This is a genomic window from Flavobacterium sp. 3HN19-14, assembly GCF_051373205.1.
Taxonomy (GTDB): domain Bacteria; phylum Bacteroidota; class Bacteroidia; order Flavobacteriales; family Flavobacteriaceae; genus Flavobacterium.
On record NZ_JBPPZT010000001.1, the window covers coordinates 3374352 to 3390146 of the forward strand.

Genomic DNA, 15795 nt, shown 5'->3' on the forward strand with positions numbered 1-15795 from the left:
ATACTGATTAAATGGGTAACAGGATTGTAAATGCTGTTCCTTTATTTTCTTCGGTCGTTACCGCTAATTCGCCATTATGCCCTTTTGTGATGATGTCGTAAGCCAATGACAATCCCAAGCCGGTTCCTTCTCCGGTTGGTTTTGTCGTGAAGAATGGCTGGAATATCTTGCTGATTGCGCTTTGCGGAATACCATTTCCATTATCGCTTACGCGGATTTCGACCTGATTTCCGATTTTCTTCGTGCTGATTGAAACGGTCGGATCGTAATTTTCGGGATTGGATTGTTTCTTTTCATTGACGGCGTAAAATGCGTTCGTTAGTAAATTCAGGATGACGCGTCCTAAATCCTGCGGAAGTACGTTTATTTTTCCGATAGATGCATCGAAATCGGTTTCCAGTTTCGCATTAAACGATTTGTCTTTAGCGCGCAATCCGTGATAGGAAAGGCGTAAATATTCATCGGCTAAAGCGTTTATATCTGTAAGTTCTTTTGTCCCGGAACTGCTTCTCGAATGTTGCAGCATTCCTTTTACAATGGCGTCGGCGCGTTTGCCATGATGTGTAATTTTTTCGAGGTTTTGTTTAATATCAGAAGCGATGGCTTTGGCTTTTTCAATATCGCCTTTGTCCAGTTCTTCGTTCATTTCGTCCACCATTTCACTTGAAACATCACTGAAATTGTTGACGAAATTTAACGGATTCTGAATTTCGTGCGCGATGCCGGCAGTCAATTCGCCCAATGATGCCATTTTCTCCGATTGAATCAATTGCGTTTGGGTCGATTTTAAATCGTCGATTGATTGATTTAAAGCAGATGTACGTTCTTTAACTTGTTGCTCAAGCTGTTCTTTCTGTCCTGATAAAATTTGTTGCTTCTCTGTCGAAAGCTGTACAACGCGATCGGCATTCGTCTGGACTTCAGACAAGACTTCCTTAAAACGCAAAGCGACAAAAACCAGCAAACTCAATGGCATCGAAAGCAAAAAGATGGTGTTGAGTATTGTGCTGTTCGGAAAAATTGTTGACTGGTACATCGCACTTGTGATCAATAAGACGCTGACCGTGAAAAAACTCAGGAACAATCCGGTTATAATTGCCCATTGTGCTCCACGGATTGCCCTCCATGACGTGACAACATAATAGCCTGAAATCACAGCAAGTTCAGTTAAGACAACAACCGTAGTGAATTGATCCGCGACGAGTTTAACTGCCAACAAAATGACCGTAATCAGCAGGAATATGCGCAGACTTTTGAAAATGGCCAGTAAAATTTGTTTCCAACCAAAATTCTTCAGGTTTTTGCGCTGTAGAAATAAATTCGTTAAACTCCATATTACGCCTACGCAAAGCCAGATTATACCTTGTTCAAAAGGCAGTATCGACTGCGAAAACAAGATTACATTTAAAAAAAGGAAAGTTTTTAGATCTTTGGTTAATTTCCGGTTCAGCAATCGTATGACGATTATCGGTGTCATTAAAAACGGAACCGGGCTTAGAAAGTTTCCGCCCAAATTATACCATTTCTGAACGGCGAAAGTACGGTCATGCCCGAAATGCAGAATGTCCATTAACACTACTGCACATATCAGACTCGTATAAACTGTAAGCAGCCAAAGGTATTTTTCCCTGCGGTTTTGTAACGCCAATAGTAAAAACAATAATGTCAGCACCAGGCAAACAGTCATATTAATTGCATATGTTACGGGCTGCGCCTGCAAATACGTGTTGAATTTCCTGTAATATTCCGGTTGTGAGTTTGATGAATTGATCTAAACCTGTCGATTCGGATTTAATCCGCGATATGGATAAGTCGCCAATTCATCGACAAAATGAAATGCAATCAAATGTTCCTGTCCGGCTTTTAAATCGACCAATATTGGCAATCGTTCTCCGGGATTGAATTCCTGGAAAGGTTTGCCATTAATACCAGTATTTCCAAATGATTGTATGTATTTCCCATCAATATACAAATCAACCGCAGCCCAGCAATAGAAACGAATTCCGAGTTGCTGGTTGGCAAATGAATCGTCAAGTTTGACTTTGAGTCTGAACCAACCTTCGAGATGACCATTCTTATCGATCATTCCAGCATTTAAATCGGTTGGATTTAACGCTTTCCAATCGGATAAATCCAAGTCATTTTTCGCCCAACCGACATTATTTCCGGCTTTAAAATACCAGCCGTCGCGTTGCGCCAATTGGATTTCATGTATTCCGATGTACATATCAGCCGACAAAGGCACTGTCTTTTCCTGTGCAAAGAAAAACTGCGCCGACAAGATTGCAATGAAGACGTAAATATATCTCATAGGCTTTGTATTGGAATTTCGATGATAAATGTAGTTCCGTTTGTGTCGTGCTTTTCGACTTTCAGTTGGCCGCCGTGACCTTTGGTGACGATGTCATAACTCAGCGACAATCCCAAACCAGTTCCTTGTCCGGTTGGTTTTGTCGTAAAAAATGGCTGGAATATTTTGTCGATGGCACTTTGCGGAATGCCGTTGCCGTTATCGTTTACACGTATTTCAACCTGATTGCCGGTTTTCCTGGTACTGATGGCAACCGTCGGATTGTAATTTTCGGGATTTTGCCGTTTCTTTTCATTGACTGCGAAAAACGCATTCGTCAATAAATTTAAAATCACGCGCCCTAAATCCTGGGCAGGATTGCAATTTTTCCAATCGATTCGTCAAAGTTGGTTTCAAGTTTTGCATTGAAACTTTTGTCTTTGGCGCGCAAGCCGTGATAAGAAAGGCGCAAATATTCATCGGCTAAGACATTGATATCTGTCAATTCTTTTTGTCCGGAGGAACTTCTCGAATGTTGCAACATGCCTTTTACGATGGCATCGGCGCGTTTGCCATGGTGGTTGATTTTTTCTTCATTTCCGATGACGTCATCGGCGATGGCCTTTACTTCTTCAAGATTTCCGTTATCGGCTTCTTCTTTCAGTTCCTGAAGCAATTCTTTGTTGACTTCGGAAAAATTATTGACAAAGTTGAGCGGATTCTGGATTTCATGGGCAATTCCGGCGGTCAGTTCACCAAGCGATGCCATTTTTTCAGCCTGTATCAACTGCGATTGTGTGGCTTTCAGGTCAGTCAGTGTCGAGCGTAAGTCGGCCGTTTGTTTTTCAACTTCGGCTTCGAGGATTTTTTGCTGGTTTAATGCCTGCTCGCGCTTTTCTTCTGACAGCTGTAAGACTTCGGCAGCTTTATTGCGGACTTCATGAATCATTTCGCCAAAGCGTACCGAAGCATAAATCAGCATCCCCAAAGGCGGCGAGATCGTATAAATCAGTACAAAAAGCATCTTGTAGTCTGATGCGCCGGCCTAGACGTATACAATAAGAAAAATAAACGAAAGCAGAAATCCGGTAACAATTGCCCACTGCGCGCCTTTAAGATTCTTCCACGAACTAACGAGGTAATAAATTGAAACGAAGAGCGGAAAAATCGCAACCAATAAAATCCAGCCACCAATTTCTAATAATACTGTAGTGAGCACGAGCAGGTACGAAGTGCCCAAGCCAATTTTGACCCATAATGACATAGTCCGGTTAAACACGCCTGCTAAAATAAAAGGGATGTAAAAAACGTAGCTCACCACTGCGATTGCTGACAGGATATTGAGCAATGCATACGGGATATAGTTGATGCCACTTGCGCTTGAAAAGGCGATTGAAATTGACAGTATCGATAAAAATGTACAGCCTATGGCAAACCGCCTGATGTTTTTTTCGTTTCGGTTCAGGCCGAATAAAATCCAGAACAGCAAAGACAATGTGTTAGTTATCGCCGAAAGCAAGCCGTCGTAAAAAGTGTGTAAGTTCCAGAAATCGATTACCCTTTTATTGAACTTTTTGTTGGTCAGATACAATATTTCCGGATTCCTATCATGCGCTTTGAGTGTGTGATCTGGCGCAAAAGGATCATCATATTCGACCACGTGCAGCGCGATGATGTAGGTGCTGTCAGGCTGCAAATTCGTAGACACCGGCAACTGCCTTAAATAATTGTTTTCTTTAAAGGAAGCCATGTCTGTTCCGGTTTTGCCGAATGCCGCTGCTTTTTTGCCATTGATGAATATTTCTGAAGCGGCCCAGGTGGAACTGAAGATTCCTGGCGGCGTGTAATCAGGCTCTTTCGGAATCTTTATCCTGATGCGGAACCAGCCTTCGAAACGCCCATTTTTATCGAGATTTTCGCCTGCTACATGTGCGGGTTTAAAGTTTGTCCAATCTTTCGTGTCGAGGTTGACAGCTGCCGCATTGGGAACATTTCCGGCTTTGAAAACCCATCCTTCTTTTTCGCTGATTATACAACCTCCTGTGTCTTTCGCATACATGGTATCCGAAACGATTAGCGTCGATTGCTGCGCATAAGCCGATCCGCCTAAAATAAGAAGCAAAATGATTGCTGACAATAATCTCATGATTGGGTTTTGATTGCTAATTGAATAGTAAATGTAGTGCCTTTTCCCGCTTCGCTTTGTAATTTTATTGTGCCGCCATGTGCCTTGACGATGTCATAGGCCAATGATAATCCCAAACCGGTGCCCTCGCCTGTGGGTTTTGTGGTGAAGAATGGTTGGAAAATTTTATCGATTAATTGCTGCGGAATTCCGGTGCCGTTGTCTTTTACTGAAATCTCAATGGTATTTTCCTTAACCGATGTTGTAACTTCCATCACCGGTTTGAAACCCGGATCGGATTCTTTTCGCTTTTGCGTAGCATAAAATCCGTTGACAAATAAATTTAGTAAAACCCGCCCGATGTCTTGCGGAATCATTGGTATTTTCGGCAGATTTTCATCGAAATTGGTCACTAATTCAGCATTGAAACTTTTGTCTTTCGCACGCAAACCATGATAAGCCAGGCGCAAATATTCATCGGCTAAAGCATTCACATCGGTCATCTCTTTTTGTCCGGAGGAAGCTCTGGAATGCTGCAGCATCCCTTTTACAATCGCATCAGCGCGTTTCCCGTGATGGTTGATTTTTTCAAGATTTTGCTTGATGTCGGTCGCGATGGCTTTGGCTTCTCCGATATCGCCTTTGTCTAATTCCTCGTTCATCTCGTCAATCAATTCATTGCTTATGTCAGAAAAATTATTGACGAAGTTGAGCGGGTTTTGGATTTCGTGTGCAATTCCGGCGGTCAATTCTCCGAGTGAAGCCATTTTTTCCGCTTGGATTAGTTGGGCTTGCGTGGCTTTCAGGTTGTCGATTGATTGCCGCAATTCAGAAGTGCGCTGCGCCACCTGTGTTTCGAGTTCGTCATTCTGTCTTGCGAGAATTTGCTGTCTTTCCTGTTCCTGTGCGAGGTTTTTGGCAGAAAGCATTTCCACCTGAAGCAGTTTTTCGCGAAGCAATTTACTGTCGAGCGCAAATTCACGTGCCAGGAAAAGTGAAATTCCGATTGCCGGCGCCAGTACGAGTACCCATTCATTCAAACGTGAAATCAATAAAGGTATTGGCGCTCCTGTAATAAAACCCGAGGCGAATACGGCTGCTGCAGCTAAAGAAAATGCAAATCCGGTGACAATGAATACAACGCCGCGCTTCTTTGCAATCATCGCCCTGATAATCAGCCATAATTGTATTATTCCTAAAATAAAATTCGATATTAATATTGGATAGGAAATGATTTTAAAAAACATCGCTGCGACGAAAATCGCGTAGAGGCACCACAATACAATCCGCATTTTTTTAAAGGAAAAATTAAACAATTCCGCCAAAGCGATAGTAACCCAAACGCCTGCTAAAACACTAAAACAAGTCGCAACATCGGTAAAATAGATTACGATTTCAGCTGAATTGGTGCGCCTGACCAGCATGAAACCCGCAAAACCGATAGTGCTGAAAAACGCATATAATGCAAAAAACAAATTCGCCCTTTGCGCGCGGTCATACCTGAAAAAAGAGGTGTGAAGCAGAAATAACAAAGAGAATACAGAAATGTAGATTGTTGCGCTAAAATAGTATTCTACGCCGTTTATCTGTTGCTGCAAATATTGCGGGACTCTGTCGAGCATAAGTACATAAAAGTAATCACCTTTCGATATTTTGAGTGGATCACGCCATGGTGAAAACCTGATTGCGATTACATGTTCCTTGCTATGCGTTATCAGGATTTCATCGCCGCTGTCATTCACAGGTGCAGGATTTACCTCAGCCGGATTGTTGCTTAATTTGCCGTAACGGCGCAATAATTTTCCGTCGTAATAAATTTCAGACGCAGCATTTTGCATCGTTGTCAACACAAAAGTCTTGTCGCCTATCTTAGCGCTTGTTTTGAAATGAATCCTTATCCAGCCTGTCTTAACGTTGTTGAGTTCGGGTAATTCACTGAACGATTTATATGGCGCGATGGCATCCCAGGCCGAATCGTCATAGTTTGCGTCAGCAAATGCAGGATTGTCCGACTTACTAAGCCGCCATCCATTGAAAAGGCTGAGGCCGTATTGGTCATCGTCAATTTCAACCGGCTTTACTTGTGCAGCAATACTGCTTATACAAAATAAAAAAAGAAATAAAGGCGTTGAAAATTTCATGCTTAGGTTTTTGGTCAGGTTGTCTCCAAAAGTAAGAATATTATAACATACTTGTTAAATATCTGAAAATAAACATTGAGCAAATGCTAAAAGGGAAAATGCCCGAAAGTCCTGAGATCCTCGGGCATTTCGTCAAAAATTTGTGGAGTCGCCGGGAATCGAACCTGCTCCGTGATTTCTTTTAACTTGTTGGGTTTTGGAGAATCGAAAATTGTCCAACTGCTGATTCCATTCGATATGTCAGCAGGATATGATCACCAATTAAGCCTTAAAATTATTTCATTAATTCTGCTTTATTTTGGATATCATTAAATTTCAGATAAATTTCGTTTAGATAAAATTTGAATGTCAAATCATTATCTTCGACGATGTGCTTTTCAATGTCTTTTTCTTCGATAGCATACCAAATGAACTGCAAGGCTTCATCATCAGTCAACTTGTAAGATTCCTTCAAATACTGTTGGTACTTTTCTTTTAAAAATAAGACGTCAGATTCTTTTTTTTCCAGGACTAACTCTTTTTTCAGCCGCTTGGTCTTGCCATTGATCGCATTAAATACAGGATCAAGAGGCATTGAGCCTCCAAGTATGTTGAGTAGCTGGATTGGCTTAAAATCACCAGCTGTGGATAATCTTCTCTCAGCCGGCGTTTTAGTAACTATGGTTTTTGGAATGATGCGTAATGATACAGCATTTATATTGTTCAGATTATTGACTTTAACCTCTTCTAACTCTACTGCTTTATAGGCCAAATCAACTTTGAGTATTCCCGCTAAAAGAATTTCGTTAGTGACTTCGATAAATTCTTCTTGTACATTAACTGCACTGAAATAGAATATGTCACCAGTTTTTACCATAATGCTCACGCTCCCATTCTCGTCAGAAATGTATTGTGTTTGGTTACTGAATAGTACTTTCGCCGGAAATTTTTGCGACCACTATATTGGGAGCCGGAATACCGTCAATAGATATAATACAAGCAACACTTTTATCCTGCTGTGGGTAGGAAAATGCAGTTATCAATAAAAACAGGTATACCAAATTACGCATCAGGTCAGGATTTATTTTTGTAAAAATCAGCTTTTAATTTTTTCAGGTAAAAGTCATAAATAATAAACTCGTATAGCCTGTTATTACCGGCGCCCATTAAGCGAATTACGTGCATATGGATCAGGCTGCTTAAATATCCGGAAATTTTTGATTTATCGTCAATCAGGAATCTTGTTTCAATGGCAAGCTTGCTTTTAAATGTCTGGAGTGATTTATTTAGTGTGCTTTCAGTGAAAAGGTTTTCAATATTATTAATGTCAGTTTTATAAAACGCATATTTTTCATTTATAAACTTATTGGTTTGCTGATCTGCAGAAAATTCCTGCGCAAACGCCGCTCTGCTTGATTCTGCAAAAGATACTTTTGAATCATACGAAAGGTTGAATGAATTGAGGTATACATCTACAATTTTTAAAGCATACAACCACTTTGAATCCTGCCTTCCGGTATCCTGCAAATATTTTAAAATATTAAGCACCAAATGACTATCGCGATGAAATATATTTTCGAAATGGATAACTTTCTCATCGCCATACCTTTCAAGTTCCCTTTTATAAGTATCGATGACAATATTTTTTATGAGTTTATCTCTTGAGAATTTGTCAAATGTTGCCTGCAATGTGTTTAAAGCAATCTGGAGCTTTGTTCTGTCTGCCAGCAAAAGTCTAAGCCTGATGTGGTAGTCGGGATCGCCGTATTTGATAAAAAAATATTTTTCGACATGCTTCTCTTTTATAAGTTTCTGTAAAGATTTTGTCAGGTAAACAAGCAGCTTATCGGCAGTATTTGAACCAAGATATATTTTTACAGACAACCATTCGCTGCCGGGAAAATGAGTTCGTGTTACGTTATGCGAATCTTTCGGAACAATATAAATATTTTTATTGCTGATTATACTGTTTTTAAATGGAAGAAAAAACTCATTATTAAATTGCTCTCCGGCATTATCGCCGTTTCGCACTATAGAATCGAAGTCGTTCAAAAGAAATTCTTTTAATTGCAATTTTCCCTTCTTTTTTAATTGCGAAAGGAATAATCTGACAGAAAGCGCATTTTTAGTATCAATCAGCAATTCCATATCACCGTCGATGATTAAAAAATTTCCCGGAAGCTTCAGTTCTGATATTTTTAAATTAAAGGCCGCCATATCTACTTCCGTATCGAAACAACCTTTGAAATCTTTTTCGCTTAACTAACCAGCTTTCCTTACTCAAAATGATATTATTATAGGTCAGACGTGGTATGTGTTTAAAATACTTGTGGTATTTATTTACGCTTAAGTAGCCCTTTTGCCTGTCTTCGTATTGATAATGCAGGTCAAGCAGAAATTTAAATATGGGCAGCGTATTTGGAAAATCGTCATTGTACGCATTCGAAAAATATGGGATGATGCGTTTTTTTAGTTTTTTAGACGTTAAGATCAACTCTTCATTACGGTATGTCAGATACAAGTCGGCTATTGATATCGCTTTAGAATCTTCATGTGTGCCTCCGTGGTAAGTAATTATATGCCGGTTAAGGTCAGCACGCATTAACGTATTTCCAAATCCATCATACGGCAAATGGTCAATTTCAGCAATAATCGTCATGTCGTCGTAAACACCGTCTTCAAATGCTGCAACCTCTCGTGCCAGATTTTTGATTTCACTGCTTCCGTTTGAAAATCTGCCCAAAATTTTATTCGGGGATGAAGTGCCCAATGAATCTATGTATATAAAATCATTCTGATCAGAATCTTTATAAAGACTAAACCTTATGATTCCGGTAGCGCTTAAATGCTTCTTATTTTTCTTTGACGCTGCATTCCTTAATGCAGTAATTTCCGCTGCAGTAATTTCAACCTTGTCATTCAGGTTTACAATTGCGCGTTCTATTTTATTAGCGATAAATGCATCGAAGGTTTCCCATTCTGTATAATCAGTCGGAATATCAAGGGTTTTGGGAAAATTATTAATCAGGAAATTAGAATCAATCCCGGCACTTCTGAGTGTATCATCGTATCCTATGCCCGTTTCCACATCAAGCGCATGAAGCAGGGAAACAGTTTCGGATTCATAAGTGGCAGAAAATAAATCCCTGAATGTATGCAGCCGGGTTTTATATTTTAAGTCATCGACTGATACCAATAACCTAAAAATATCTAAACCTTCCTGCACTAAATTATTTTGGTTTTCTGATAATTGCCCTTCAACTGATGTAAATAAATCTTTGTACAACAGGGTTTCCGACAACGCATTCGGGTTCCCGGACAAAAAACTCTCAGTTTGGGAAAGCGATGCTTCTATTGATTTGGAATCAATATCCCTAAGTGTAGTTTTTATGGTATTAAGAAATGAAAAAGACATTTTCAATTCGTCATCGGAAGTATCCCTTATACTATACTTGTTGATGATTTCCCATGCTTTTTCCTCTAAGGATTTTCCGATTGTTGAAGGCTCTAATTCAGAAATAAGTATTTTACTGTCAATAAGCTGATGAATGTATGATTCGGATTCAGAATTGTCAAACCCTTCATCCATTAAAAGCATAACCAGATAATTAAATGAACAACCCGATTTTGCTTTTTTTAAGATTTTAGATAAATATTCATTTTTAGCTACCTGAATGAGTTCATATTTTCTTCGACCTCCATTTACGGCTGAATAATCGATATACCTGTATGAATTAGAAAAATTATAGAGCGTATTATTAACATAGTAGTTTAAATTTCTTCTTATACTATAGGACGAATTTAGCTGAGCCATTAAACGACAGGCATATGTATAATCTAATCTGCTGAACTGATGATTACCAGTAATTAAAATTTGCCCGGTAGCATCAACTGAATTATTAAAAAAACTGCTGTCGATAACTCCTACTCCTGAAAAAAGACCAAAGGGAGTACATCTGGTTGCACTTCTTAAGGCATATTTTAAGAGGGACATTCTAACACGGTCTTTTTAGCAGCATCGGCAAGTTTTTCAAATTTTAACACTTCATTATAGAATACAGGAGAGGCAACTAAAAGCCCATGCATAAAAATCTTATTTGAGGTCAGCTTAGCAATCCATTCATCACCGTCAGCATCTAAAATATTTTTCGCAAAAGGGAGACTAAATACAGGCGTGCGAACTAAAAATTTAGAGAACGGAATTATTTTCATATTAAATTTTATTTTTTAGCTAATTTAAATTAATAAATATATATATTTGAAATTATATTAACCATTAAATCACAAACCAAAATGAAAAACAAGAAAAGTTTAAAAAAATTAGATTTATTGACAGAAAAGTATCGGCATTAACTCCGGTTCAAGCTTCTAAGATTAAAGGAGGAGAAGATGAGTTTTTTCACTCTCATGTAGTTTGTACTCAAAGTAGATCAGACAGAGGCTGTACAGCTTCAACAAGATGCTTGGCGGAGACCAAAGAACCATTACAATTCTTTGTTTCTAAAAATTTAATTTTAACTTTAAAACTATTATAGATTTTCGGATCTATAATAGTTTTTTTATTTATTATGAGTGTAAAAGTTAACGAAACCATAGCATTACTATCAGATGCGGTCGTTGCATTCAGCAAGATTAACCCTTATAATTTCCTCGGCGCCGGATGTCTGGCAAACAGTCTTTTTTTCTACAAGGCTAGTAAGCATTTTAATGATGAGCACTATCTCGAACTTTCCTGGCAAGAGTTTGAAAAGGTCTATAATGAAGTTGAACACGCTGACCTGCAGGAGAATTTAAGCCTGATCGGAGGATTTGCAGGCGTTGGATGGGTTTATCAGTATTTAGTAAACCAGGAAGAAGTTGAATATGATGCTGATTTTTTTTCATTCTTTGATAAAATAATTATAGATTATTGTGCCAATGAGCAAAAAATAAACAACTATGACCTTTTCTACGGTATCTTAGGATATGGAAGCTATTTCCTTCAAAGGAGCAAATATGACAAAGTTGCTGCAGACCCGTATCTCAATAAACTTGTAGCCATTTTTGAGACTATGTCTATAAATCAACAATCTGGCACTGTTTGGTTTTGTGATATGTTTTCCGATGTAAAAGGTAAGATAAATTTGGGGATGGCGCATGGCCTGCCTTCTATCATTAGTTTTCTGGCTAAAGTTTACGATATCAATAAAAATGCCGATGCAAAAAGCATGGCAGAAAACTGTGTAAACTGGCTGCTGACTTTTAAAAATCCAGACCCTGAAGCCATTACATTATTTCCATATTTCGGAAACTTTAACGAAAAGCATTCAGAGATTTACCCTATTGAAGATGAAAATTCCGAAACTACCCGACTCGCATGGTGCTATGGCGATCTTGGAATTGGCTATTCCATATTTTTATGCGGAATTAAAACTGACAATGAAAGATTTATCGCAGAAGGAATTCAAATTTTAAAAAAGTGCGCCGAGCGCAAAATTGAATGACCGGCGACGTGAGAATTGAAGACCGCGGATTTTGTCATGGAACTGCAGGTTGTTATTATATTTTCAATAAGTTGTTTAAAAAGTATAACTTGCCGGAATTTGAACAGCCCGCATTGTACTGGCTAGATAAAACAGTTGAAAATCCTGAATCAAACATTGAGACATTCTATTCAAAAGCAATATATAAGGGAAAGGAAAAATTTGCTCCTGATTCCGGATTTATCTGTGGTTATGTGGGAATAGGTTTAGCATTAATGTGTGAACCTGATGAAAGCGGAAATGAATGGGACGAAATTTTTATGTTATAAATATGACCAAGCAAAGATTGCCATTTTTTTTTATACTATTTTTTTCTTTAGCAGTGAAGGTACATTCGCAAACCATAGTTCCAATAACCGATAGCGAGTATGACAGCGCTAACTTCACATCGCTCGACGCTTTTAAAGATCAGCTTTCTGATGTTCCGGATTATAGGTCTTGGAGAAAGCTCGCATTTCATGGGCGAGACTTACACTGCAAAAACCAAAATCGTAAAGTTTTTGCATGAAAAGTGCGGATTTGATGTTTTAGCATTTGAATGCCCAATGTACAATTTATCTGTTGTAAATGATTCACTTAAAAAGGGAGAGATAGCACTAAAAGATATGCGATGGAATATTTCAGGTGTTTGGAATACCAAAGAAATGGAAGAACTGTTTAACTATGTCATTGCAACATATAAAACGCAACATCCTTTAATACTAGCGGGTTTTGATGAAAGTTTTTTCAATTCGTCCTGCCTTGGAAACATCAAAAAAGATTATGCATTGTTCATCAGTAATCTTGAAAAAGAAACGAAAACAAAAATTGATCTCGACAGCCTGTTTTACGACAAATTAGGTCTGGTTGCCGAAAAAAGCTACTCATTTGCAAAGCAGCCGACCGCAGATACTTTATATCTTCATAACAAGTTTGACGAAATCAGGAATGTCTTAAATTCGGGAAATTTAAAGCAAAGTGTTTATTTTAATTTTTGGAAACGAATTACTGACAACCTTGAATCTGTTTACAGGAAAAAATATTCAGTTGGAAAACGCGATGCCGAAATGGCAGACAATATTATCTTTTTAGCCGACCAACTGTACCGCGATAAAAAAATAATCCTTTGGGCGGCTACAACGCACCTGTTGTATAATCCGATTGAAATAGCCGACTTCAGGAAAGATAAATCATTAGAAATTAACAAAGCCGGAGTCTTCTTAAAAAAAACCTACGGCAAACAGTATTATCTATTAGCATTTACCGCTTTGCAAGGCAAAATTGGAAATAAAGGTTATCTCGGACTCGCAAAATACAAGCTAAAAACTACCAAGACGAGTATAGAAAGATATATTGAGCAAAACACTACAGCCAATTATGCATTTCTTTCTTTAACCGACGATGATGCTATTGCTGAAATTAAACGTAATGGAATACAAAAATCAAGCCTTTGGCCGCCAAAGAAACTGATATGGATATTCCGAAAGTTGCTGATGCCCTGTTTTATATTAAAAATGAGCATGTAATAAACTACTAAGCAGTATATAAATTAAATCAACAACGCTAAGAGATTGAAAGCTTTTCCTTTTTATAAACAAGCTGATGCAAAAGATTGTGGGCCAACCTGCCTTAAAATTGTCTGTAAACATTATGGTAAAAGCATCAATATCCAAACATTGCGCGAATTATCCGAAACAACAAGAGAAGGAAGCAATCTTTTTTCCCTGGGTGATGCGGCGGAAAAAATCGGGTTTAGAACGCTGGGTGCAAAAATATCTTCTTTACAATTATCGGAAGTTCCGTTACCATCATTATTGCATTGGAGAAACAATCATTATGTGGTATTGTATAAAATAAAAAAGAATAAGTTTTATATATCCGACCTGTCGTATGGTTTAATCGTTTATACAAAAGAGGAATTTTTAAAATTTTGGATCGGAAATAACGCCGAAGATGACACAGAAGGTGTTATTTTATTATTAGAACCCACACCCCAGTTTTATAAAAGCGAGTTCGAGGCAGAGCAGGAAAACAAATTTGGTTTTTCTATCCTGATCAGATATGCACTTCCTTATAAAGCCTTCATAATACAGTTGCTTGTGGGGTTGCTTGCGGGAAGTATATTACAACTATTATTTCCATTTTTGACGCAAAGCATCGTTGATGTTGGTATTAAAAATCAGAATATCGGGTTCATATACATTATATTATTTGCCCAATTGTTTTTATTTTTCGGAAAAACTGCGCTGGAATTTGTCAGAAGCTGGATTTTACTGCACCTGTCTACCAGAATAAACATATCATTGCTGTCAGACTTTTTCATTAAATTGATGAGTTTACCAATATCATTTTTTGACGTAAGGATGACAGGTGACATTATGCAGCGCATAAACGACCACCAACGTATTGAAAGGATACTCACAACATCTAGTTTAAGCGTATTTTTCTCTCTGCTGAACATTGTCATACTGGGCGGTGTATTGGCATATTATAATGCCCAAATCTTTGTTGTGTTTTTCACAGGTAGTCTGCTGTATTTTTTATGGGTAATCATTTTTTTGAAAAGGCGCGAAGTTATAGATTATAAGAAGTTTTCGGAAGTCAGTGCTGAACAGAGTAAAGTGATCGAACTCATTAACGGCATGCAGGAAATAAAATTACACAATGCCGAAAGGCAGAAGCGCTGGGGATGGGAACACATACAGGCGAGGTTGTTTAAAATCAGCATGAAGGGTTTAGCACTCGAACAAACGCAATATATCGGCTCGAATTTCATCAACGAATTAAAAAATATCATCATTATCTTTTTGTCCGCTAAATTGGTTATAGACGGTCAGATTACGCTGGGTATGATGATGGCGATATCGAGCATAGTGGGAAGTCTTAACGGGCCTATTATACAATTCATAAGTTTTATACGGGAAGTGCAGGATGCCAAAATTTCGTTGGCCAGACTGTCTGAAATTCACCAAAAAGAAGATGAAAACCAAAACACCGGTAATTCTGCTGAAATTTCATCGAACAATCCGATAGTCATTAGTAATATGTCGTTTAAATACCCCGGATCACATTCGTATGTGCTTCAAAATCTCAATCTGGAAATACCTGCCCATAAAATTACTGCTATTGTAGGCACAAGCGGAAGCGGTAAAACGACATTGATGAAACTGTTGCTTAAATTTTATGAGCCTGAAGCAGGAAATATATCCATCGGACAAATTCCATTAAAAGATTACTCTCAAAAATCTTGGCGAAACCACGTAGGTGCTGTTATGCAGGAAGGCTATATTTTTAATGATTCCATAGCCAATAATATAGCAATCGGTGCAGATTTGATAGATAAGGAGCGATTACTTTATGCGGCGGATGTTGCCAATATCAAAGACTTCATACAAAACTATCCAAATGCTTACAATACCCAAATAGGAATGGAAGGAATTGGCATGAGTACTGGCCAGAAACAGCGGATACTCATAGCCAGGGCCGTATATAAAAACCCTGAAATGCTGTTTTTTGATGAAGCGACATCTGCGTTGGATACCAACAACGAAAGGGTAATTATGGAAAAACTTGACCGCTTTTTTAATAACAAAACTGTTGTAATTATTGCACACCGACTCAGTACCGTAATGAATGCCCACCAAATAATTGTATTGGACAATGGCCAAATAGCTGAAACCGGAAATCATGAAACCCTTATAAAATTAAAAGGCAAATATTTTGAACTTGTGAAAAATCAATTACAATTAGGGAAATAAT

General features: G+C 38.3%; 14 protein-coding genes. 4 read left to right on the forward strand and 10 right to left on the reverse strand.

Annotated elements, in window-relative coordinates; translation table 11 throughout:
* Positions 1-7: 7 nt before the first annotated feature.
* From ACSLFW_RS18225 to ACSLFW_RS18270, 10 genes are all read right to left on the reverse strand, one after another.
* Positions 8-1687 carry a sensor histidine kinase gene (locus tag ACSLFW_RS18225; RefSeq protein WP_436556928.1) on the reverse strand — a complete coding sequence of 560 codons (1680 nt, stop codon included), beginning with the start codon at positions 1685-1687 and terminating at the stop codon, positions 8-10.
* Between the two features lie 84 nt (positions 1688-1771).
* Positions 1772-2311, reverse strand: coding sequence for a hypothetical protein (locus ACSLFW_RS18230; protein ID WP_436556929.1), 540 nt, complete (start codon positions 2309-2311; stop codon positions 1772-1774).
* Positions 2308-2646, reverse strand: coding sequence for a sensor histidine kinase (locus ACSLFW_RS18235; RefSeq protein ID WP_436556930.1), 339 nt, complete (start codon positions 2644-2646; stop codon positions 2308-2310). Before ACSLFW_RS18235 ends, ACSLFW_RS18230 begins: the two co-directional genes overlap by 4 nt.
* 5 nt (positions 2647-2651) lie before the next feature.
* The gene (locus ACSLFW_RS18240) at positions 2652-3314 is read right to left on the reverse strand and encodes a sensor histidine kinase (protein WP_436556931.1); all 663 of its coding nucleotides are present in this window, start codon (positions 3312-3314) and stop codon (positions 2652-2654) included.
* Positions 3315-3335: 21 nt separating this feature from the next.
* Positions 3336-4436 (reverse strand): hypothetical protein, encoded by a 1101-nt coding sequence (locus tag ACSLFW_RS18245; protein WP_436556932.1) that lies wholly within the window; start codon positions 4434-4436, stop codon positions 3336-3338.
* Positions 4433-6556 (reverse strand): ATP-binding protein, encoded by a 2124-nt coding sequence (locus tag ACSLFW_RS18250; protein ID WP_436556933.1) that lies wholly within the window; start codon positions 6554-6556, stop codon positions 4433-4435. The genes ACSLFW_RS18245 and ACSLFW_RS18250 overlap by 4 nt, the downstream gene beginning before the upstream one ends.
* A 274-nt stretch (positions 6557-6830) precedes the next feature.
* Entirely contained in the window at positions 6831-7421 is a 591-nt protein-coding gene (locus ACSLFW_RS18255; RefSeq protein WP_436556934.1) for a hypothetical protein, read from the reverse strand.
* 188 nt (positions 7422-7609) lie between these two features.
* Entirely contained in the window at positions 7610-8752 is a 1143-nt protein-coding gene (locus tag ACSLFW_RS18260; RefSeq protein WP_436556935.1) for a thiopeptide-type bacteriocin biosynthesis protein, read from the reverse strand.
* Positions 8739-10529 carry a lantibiotic dehydratase family protein gene (locus ACSLFW_RS18265; protein WP_436556936.1) on the reverse strand — a complete coding sequence of 597 codons (1791 nt, stop codon included), beginning with the start codon at positions 10527-10529 and terminating at the stop codon, positions 8739-8741. Before ACSLFW_RS18265 ends, ACSLFW_RS18260 begins: the two co-directional genes overlap by 14 nt.
* Positions 10517-10747 carry a hypothetical protein gene (locus ACSLFW_RS18270; protein WP_436556937.1) on the reverse strand — a complete coding sequence of 77 codons (231 nt, stop codon included), beginning with the start codon at positions 10745-10747 and terminating at the stop codon, positions 10517-10519. Before ACSLFW_RS18270 ends, ACSLFW_RS18265 begins: the two co-directional genes overlap by 13 nt.
* A gap of 356 nt (positions 10748-11103) precedes the next feature.
* Here ACSLFW_RS18270 and ACSLFW_RS18275 point away from each other — a divergent pair, with 356 nt between their 5' ends.
* The 4 genes from ACSLFW_RS18275 to ACSLFW_RS18290 all read left to right on the forward strand — a co-directional run bounded on the left by ACSLFW_RS18275 (position 11104) and on the right by ACSLFW_RS18290 (position 15794).
* Complete coding sequence (locus ACSLFW_RS18275) at positions 11104-12018, forward strand: lanthionine synthetase LanC family protein (RefSeq protein WP_436556938.1); 915 nt, start codon at positions 11104-11106, stop codon at positions 12016-12018.
* Positions 12015-12326 carry a lanthionine synthetase LanC family protein gene (locus ACSLFW_RS18280; protein ID WP_436556939.1) on the forward strand — a complete coding sequence of 104 codons (312 nt, stop codon included), beginning with the start codon at positions 12015-12017 and terminating at the stop codon, positions 12324-12326. The genes ACSLFW_RS18275 and ACSLFW_RS18280 overlap by 4 nt, the downstream gene beginning before the upstream one ends.
* Positions 12327-12425: 99 nt before the next feature.
* On the forward strand, positions 12426-13562 hold the full coding sequence (locus ACSLFW_RS18285) for an erythromycin esterase family protein (protein ID WP_436556940.1): 1137 nt from the start codon (positions 12426-12428) through the stop codon (positions 13560-13562).
* A gap of 45 nt (positions 13563-13607) precedes the next feature.
* Complete coding sequence (locus ACSLFW_RS18290) at positions 13608-15794, forward strand: peptidase domain-containing ABC transporter (RefSeq protein ID WP_436556941.1); 2187 nt, start codon at positions 13608-13610, stop codon at positions 15792-15794.
* Position 15795: the final 1 nt, after the last annotated feature.